The sequence below is a fragment of the Succinatimonas hippei YIT 12066 genome (assembly GCF_000188195.1).
Lineage (GTDB): Bacteria > Pseudomonadota > Gammaproteobacteria > Enterobacterales > Succinivibrionaceae > Succinatimonas > Succinatimonas hippei.
In genome coordinates, this window is sequence record NZ_GL831052.1 from 1 (window position 1) to 2963 (window position 2963).

The 2963-nt window shown below is 41.4% G+C and carries 2 protein-coding genes and 5 tRNA genes; 4 read left to right on the forward strand and 3 right to left on the reverse strand.

Going from position 1 to position 2963, the window contains the following annotated elements; all coding sequences use genetic code 11:
- Positions 1–97: 97 nt before the first annotated feature.
- The 3 genes from HMPREF9444_RS08300 to HMPREF9444_RS08310 all read right to left on the reverse strand — a co-directional run bounded on the left by HMPREF9444_RS08300 (position 98) and on the right by HMPREF9444_RS08310 (position 344).
- Positions 98–174: transfer RNA gene (locus HMPREF9444_RS08300), tRNA-Met, on the reverse strand.
- 1 nt (position 175) lies between these two features.
- Positions 176–251 (reverse strand) — tRNA-Gln (locus tag HMPREF9444_RS08305).
- A gap of 17 nt (positions 252–268) precedes the next feature.
- A tRNA-Gln gene (locus tag HMPREF9444_RS08310) sits at positions 269–344 on the reverse strand.
- A 262-nt stretch (positions 345–606) separates the two neighbouring features.
- On the opposite strand from HMPREF9444_RS08310, the gene HMPREF9444_RS08315 reads away from it, so the two are divergent.
- From HMPREF9444_RS08315 to HMPREF9444_RS08330, 4 genes are all read left to right on the forward strand, one after another.
- Positions 607–978, forward strand: coding sequence for a hypothetical protein (locus HMPREF9444_RS08315; protein WP_009143974.1), 372 nt, complete (start codon positions 607–609; stop codon positions 976–978).
- A complete protein-coding gene (locus tag HMPREF9444_RS08320) occupies positions 923–2329 on the forward strand; it encodes a hypothetical protein (RefSeq protein ID WP_148514418.1) in 1407 nt (468 codons plus the stop codon). The genes HMPREF9444_RS08315 and HMPREF9444_RS08320 overlap by 56 nt, the downstream gene beginning before the upstream one ends.
- Before the next feature lie 195 nt (positions 2330–2524).
- Positions 2525–2615, forward strand: a tRNA-Ser gene (locus HMPREF9444_RS08325).
- Positions 2616–2665: 50 nt separating this feature from the next.
- A tRNA-Ser gene (locus HMPREF9444_RS08330) sits at positions 2666–2756 on the forward strand.
- Positions 2757–2963 lie beyond the last annotated feature (207 nt).

The window sequence follows — 2963 nt, forward strand, 5'->3', positions numbered from 1 at the left end:
TAAAAGAGATTTTACCTAGACTGTAAATTTCGGGGATTTTACCTAGACTGTAAATTTCGGGATTTCGAGGATTGGAGAACACGCATGAATGATAGATTGGTAGCTACGACTGGAATTGAACCAGTGACCTCAGCATTATGAGTGCCGCGCTCTAACCAACTGAGCTACGTAGCCATGGCAGGGGTACAAGGACTCGAACCTTGGAAATGGCGGAATCAGAATCCGCTGCCTTACCACTTGGCTATACCCCTATATTTTACTATCAGGATGGCAGGGGTACCTGGGATCGAACCAGGGCAATGGCGGGATCAAAACCCGCTGCCTTACCGCTTGGCTATACCCCCACACCCTTGCGTGATAGGTTGTTGTGTCAAACAACGGGGCTCATTATAAGGATTTATAAATTTATGTCAACACTTTATATTAATTTTTTTTTAAATGTTTTTATCTTAATTGTTAACATATTGATTATTAAAGATTTTATTAAATAGTTTTTTACGTCCTGTAGATACGGCAAATGCAGCTGAGATGACTTGACGAGCATGAAATTAAGTATATTCTGACGAGGAGATTGATATAAAAGTTTTTTCTCGAAAGGATTATGTTATGCCGAAGTCTCGTGATATATCTGAGAAGAAATTAGTCATTACACTGCAGGATGAAGACGGTAATATCATCAGTCGTTTACCAACCAATGTTAGTGCCTCTCAATTGAAAATCGGTCACCCGCTCAATACTAAGCAAGATCTTCAAAAGGTGGCAGATAATTTAGAGACTGCCATCGGTAATGTTATAGAACAGCTCAAAGCTCCTCTGCTCTCTATTATCTTAAGTAATCAGCCGGAAAAGCCTGAACAGACAGCTAATGCTGTTAAACCTGCTCAATCATCAGCTGACGTCAAAATAAAAAAAAAAACTAAGAGTGCAGACTCTATATGGAGAAACACATGCAAATGCAAAGATTTGTACTGCTCTTAAAGTAAATCCCAACGCTACAGCTCGCTCATTAGCTGTGGACAAATTGTTGGCAGAGGAGCAGATTGAAGGTCTGTCATACCGCGGTGCCGGCAAGCTCATACAACAGTCTAACCATTTAAAGATTGCTCCCGGCACCATCCACGATTACGTTTCACAGACCGGCGCATTCATTCGCATAACAGCCGATGAGGAACGCAGCGCTATTTTTAAAGCTTCCGACTATACCGAAGAAGGCTTTCTGGAAAATATCCAAGAAGCACAGCAGCGCTTTGGCATTATTAAACTTAAAGCACATCCGCTTGCGACGGAGCTGGCTAAAGTGCTCGGCATGTTTAACACCAAGTTGGAGGCTGATTGGCTGCAGATGCCTAAAGCCAAGCGGCCCCTGCAGCCGCAGCGTGTGAGCAGTATTGCTTTCCTGCCGACGCTGGAGTGCTGGGATGGAAAGCTGCCCTTGGCCTATATATGCGTGGATGAAGTGATGGTCAAAAAGCAGAAAACAATGCGTAAACGCAGCAGAAAACCTCAACATCAAGACCGGCGCAAGCGTAAACTTACTCCTAGGGATAGGCTGAGGCAAAAGAATCAAGCAAAAGCTAAGCTGAGGAAAGAGCGGCAGGAAAGATCAGAGTTTGCCCAAAAATGTACAGTGAGTTATACCGAAGATCGACCCGGTGTATCTACTACCTCGATCACCGTTAAATGGGATGGAAAGCTGCAGCTGTTGATCGCTTCAAGTGTTAAAGAGGGCTTTAAAACGCTGATCGCCTTCCTCCTTCACAATGGACTTATTAATCGTCATATGGTCTTTTTCATTGACAGTGCCGGCGTCTTAAAAACGCAGATCGATAAGTATTTCAGTTACTGCAGTTACCAAATTAATCTGGATTGGTATCATGTCACCGAACAAATTGATTCAATGATAGGCAGAGGTACGGCCGGCTCTCATGAAGAAAGACGCGCATACAGAGATGCTGTCAAGAAAGCTCTCTGGTACTTCAATTACAAAGATGCTTTGCAATATATAGATAAACTAATTGCTGAACACAGCACTAAAGAGCGCAGCGTCATCCTGCAGAGCGCTAAGAATTACATTAACAATAAGGTTACGCTGTTTAGCTGCTATGCTATGCGCAAATACCTGGGACTACCCAATTCAAGTAATACCATAGAACGTTATAACGGACTTACCGTATCTAATCGGCAGAAACATCGCGGATGCAGTTGGTCTAATTTAGGCAGTAACAGCCAAACTTTATTAAGCAGTACAAATCTCAATAAAGAACTTGATAAGCTGCTGAAGTCCGCAAATTACGAGGATTATACGATTGACCTATTCAAAGCAGCCTAAAGCCTGCTGTTTTAAGATTTCCGGCCCTGTTTTGTTGTACCTACAGGAAGTAGATTTTTATCATATAAACCAATGGTATATTTGCTTGTTTACATAAGTTTTTATGCTCTTTAAGATCATTGCTATGATAAAATTTATAAAAAATATCTTGCATTATTATAAAAGTCTTGTAAAATAGCTCCCGTTCTCAATAACGGTGAGATGTCCGAGTGGCTGAAGGAGCACGCCTGGAAAGCGTGTATAGGTGAATAGCCTATCGCGGGTTCGAATCCCGCTCTCACCGCCAGTCTTTGTTTTCATATTTACTCCTTATATATTGCAAATATTTTAATTTTCGGAAAAGTGGCAGAGTGGTCGAATGCACCGCACTCGAAATGCGGCAACCCATTTTTTGGGTTCGGGGGTTCGAATCCCCCCTTTTCCGCCATCTTTTTGTCTCACCTTATCTAACACCATCCTACAACTTCATTTATAACAAATAATTAATCAAACAATTTGTCTAACTGAATCTCATTTTATCTAATACAATCTTGACTTTTTTGATGGTCAGGATGATAGTCATAAATATGATTTATGATTTAATGATAGACAAAAATGCCTAAAATAGCCAAAACTCTTACCGATTTACAGGTTA

What these genes read in the sequence shown, in the direction of transcription:
- HMPREF9444_RS08315 (WP_009143974.1), top strand. Translation starts at nt 607, where the DNA reads ATGCCGAAGTCTCGTGATATATCTGAGAAGAAATTAGTCATTACACTG.